The sequence below is a fragment of the Tissierella sp. genome, assembly GCF_052089545.1.
Taxonomy (GTDB): Bacteria; Bacillota; Clostridia; order Tissierellales; family Tissierellaceae; genus Tissierella_A.
In genome coordinates, this window is record NZ_JBQDAA010000068.1 from 1 (window position 1) to 3,351 (window position 3,351).

The window sequence follows — 3,351 nt, forward strand, 5'->3', positions numbered from 1 at the left end:
AAATACTACAGTATCAACTTTTCTTGAATTTTCAAACTGTGTTCTATTTCTTATAAGCAAACCATTCTTAGCTGATTGTGCTGTGGATGTTGCTACCACTAGTGGCATTGCAAGCCCAAGTGCATGTGGACATGTTATTACCATTACTGTAACCATTCTTGCTAAAGCAAAAGTAAAATCATCACTTATGCTATACCATACAAACAATGTAGCAAACCCTACAGTAAGAGCTATTATAGTTAGCCAAAATGCTGCCCTATCTGTTAAGTTTTGAGTTTTAGATTTCGATTCTTGTGCTTTTTCAACCATGTCTATAACTTTTGATAAATATGAATCTTTTCCTATATCTTTAACTTCTACCTCTATTGAACCATCTCCATTTATGGATCCTCCGATAATTTGTTCATTTTCACCTTTTTCAACAGGCTTTGATTCCCCTGTTAACATCGATTCATTTATATGACTCCTTCCTTTTACTATAATTCCATCTGCTGGTATCTTTTCTCCAGGCTTTATAAGTATTTTATCATTAGAACTCAGTTCACTTATATCAACATCTACTACTTCACCGTCTTTAATTAAATGGGCAGTATTTGGCATGAGTTCAGCTAATTTTTCCAAAGCACTTGATGCACTTAATACAGCTCTCATTTCAATCCAATGCCCTAAAAGCATAATGTCAATAAGTGTAGCGAGCTCCCAGAAGAAATCATTTCCTTTAAGACCAAAAACTACAGCTGAACTATATACATACGCTACTGTTATTGCCATAGCTATAAGAGTCATCATACCAGGCTTTTTTTCTTTTAATTCATCTTTTAAGCCTGTTAAAAATGGCCAACCACCATAAAAGTAAATAAATGTAGCCAAAGCAAATAATAAATAGTTACTTCCAGCGAAAGCAACCTCTATGTTTGTCCATTCTTGAATCATAGGTGAAAGAACAAGTATAGGAACTGTAACAATTAATGATATGAAAAACCTTCTTTTAAAATCTTGAATCATCATCTCATGATGATTGTGATGGTTATGACCCTTATCTTTTTCATGATCATCTTGACCATTATCTTCTTTATGATTATGTCCTTCAGTATTTTCATGTTGATCATAATTATTTTTTTTATCCATTTCAATAGCCTCCTTTAATTTTTATTTATCAATAATATACCCATTTATTTAAGATTTATATAAAATCTTGATTTTAACCCTTGTGATTGTGTATTTATATTATATATGCATATATAAAAAACCAAGCTAAGATTTTATTTTCTTAGCTTGGTTTTTTACTCCTATTTATCTACCATATCATATGGTTTCTTCCCATTCTTCTTCCTCCATTAGATCCATAACCACAACGGTTATTTAAATAACCATTCTTTTCGTGAAATGCATCTTCATATTTATAATGTTCTTCCCAAACCTTAGCATCTTCCTCTGTAATAAATCCTTTTTCTACCATGTTTTTTAGATTGTCTTTTTTATCTTGTAATCTATCTTCTCTAAATTGTTGAGATTCTTCACTTTTATAATCCATATCAACACCTTGATTTTCTACAGAACTATCAGCATATGTAAATGCTGAAAATAAACCAACTGCTAAGGTTAAACTAAGTGCTATCATTATCTTTTTCATATATCCATCTCCCCCTCATTTTCTTTAATTAAACTATATTACATTATTATGAAGGAATTATGAAGATATATATTTAAATTTAATATTAGATTCTGCATTTTAGTAAGTAATATCACATTCCTCACTTATCCATAAAAGATGTTGTTTGTTGCAAACCTGACCTATCAGTTATCAAGTAAAGTATGTTTTATTATAGTGTTTTTTATAATTCATTGCTCATGTCCATTGTATCTTATTCACGATTTTAGAATATAATAAACATCTATAGATGTCTTTATATAAATATTCTTTTTATTTAAGTTCGATAAACCTTTTCATATATATTTACTTCTTCTTCCAAGTCATATTTTTCTCTAGATTTAAGTCCTGATTCACCCATTTCTTTTCTTAATTTAAGATCTTCAACTAACTTTGTAGCATAGTATTGAAACTCTTTTTCATCATTAAATAAAAATCCATCGACTCCATGATTTACAATAGCTTTGTTTCCAGCAATATTAGTTGCTATTATAGGCTTACCCATCTGTTGTGCTTCTAACAAGGTATTTGGCATTCCTTCTGAAATAGATGTGTTAATTACTATATCAGATTCTAAAATAAATTCTTGTGCCTTTTTATGTGAAACTTCTCCAAAGTATTTTGCCCACTTTTTTTCATTTATCTTTTTCTTAAACTTATCGCCTAGTTCCTCTTCTAAAATTGGACCAATTACAATTAATTGAATATTTCCTATTTTTTCTTTTAGTCCAGAAATCAACTCAAGCATTTTTAAAGGTGCTTTGACTCTACGTATTCCAGCAGCAAAAAGAAAAGTAACATTATTTGAAGGCTGTAAATTTCTAGTTGACTTTTCTTTATGTTTTTTTTCTATTCCTACAGACATAGGTGTTTGAGGTATTACTTTTATTTTTTCTTCAAATATTCCTTCTTCCATTGTTTTTTCCCTAGCTTCATCATGAAATACAATAATTCCATCTGTTTTATTCAATAAGTCTATTATTTTATCTTTACTTTCTTTTGCTTCTTGTAATTGTTTAAGATCTGTACCTGTAAAACTAACTATTATAGTTTTATCTATATGAATTAGCAAATCATGAATCTTTAATAGGGACTTAAATACATGGAATGCATGAATTACATCATATTTTTCTAGGCATTTTCTTGTTACATCATTTACTTCAACAATATCTACCGTAACTCCTCTTTTTTTAAAACCTTTAGCTAGTCTAGTTACAGTTATCCAATTTCCACCTGTTTTTACAGTTTCATTAGGTATTATATATAAAATTTTCATAATTTCATCTCCAGTAATATAAGGTTAAATATATTTATTACCTTTATCTTATCATACTCCATAATACCGATACAATTAGATAGTTGTATCTAGCGAATAAAAAGGTACTTTTAAACCCCGGGGTCTAAAAGTACCTTTTTATATTTTTATTAATTTATAATAATTTTAGTAATCCGATTATTTAAAGTTTACAGTAAACTAGGGTTTGTAAGAGTATACCATACAATTAGAGCTCCTAATGCCAGGATTAAAATTGCAATATCAGCACTAACACCTGTTAATTCCTTACCCCATACTTTACTACTTTTTGATTGATCAAATTTATAAAAAGCTGAGTTTATCCTTAAAGCCATCTTCTTACTACCATTTTTAAATGATTCTCCTGTAGACTTAAAGTACTCTAAAACTCCATGACCAATAATAG

4 protein-coding genes are annotated in these 3,351 nt (G+C 29.1%); all 4 read right to left on the reverse strand.

Annotated features, from left to right (window positions below):
* The coding region (locus ACTHW2_RS06575; RefSeq protein WP_442263176.1) for an HAD-IC family P-type ATPase at positions 1-1,128 on the reverse strand (1,128 nt) is incomplete at its 3' end.
* Between the two features lie 169 nt (positions 1,129-1,297).
* Entirely contained in the window at positions 1,298-1,633 is a 336-nt protein-coding gene (locus ACTHW2_RS06580; RefSeq protein ID WP_442263177.1) for a hypothetical protein, read from the reverse strand.
* Positions 1,634-1,928: 295 nt separating this feature from the next.
* On the reverse strand, positions 1,929-2,927 hold the full coding sequence (locus ACTHW2_RS06585; protein ID WP_442263178.1) for a glycosyltransferase family 4 protein: 999 nt from the start codon (positions 2,925-2,927) through the stop codon (positions 1,929-1,931).
* Between the two features lie 188 nt (positions 2,928-3,115).
* On the reverse strand, positions 3,116-3,351 hold a 236-nt coding region (locus ACTHW2_RS06590; RefSeq protein WP_442263179.1), incomplete at its 5' end, for a hypothetical protein.

Excerpts from the sequence above, each read along its gene's own strand:
- ACTHW2_RS06580 (WP_442263177.1), bottom strand. The coding sequence starts at position 1,633 with ATGAAAAAGATAATGATAGCACTTAGTTTAACCTTAGCAGTTGGTTTA.
- ACTHW2_RS06585 (WP_442263178.1), bottom strand. The coding sequence starts at position 2,927 with ATGAAAATTTTATATATAATACCTAATGAAACTGTAAAAACAGGTGGA.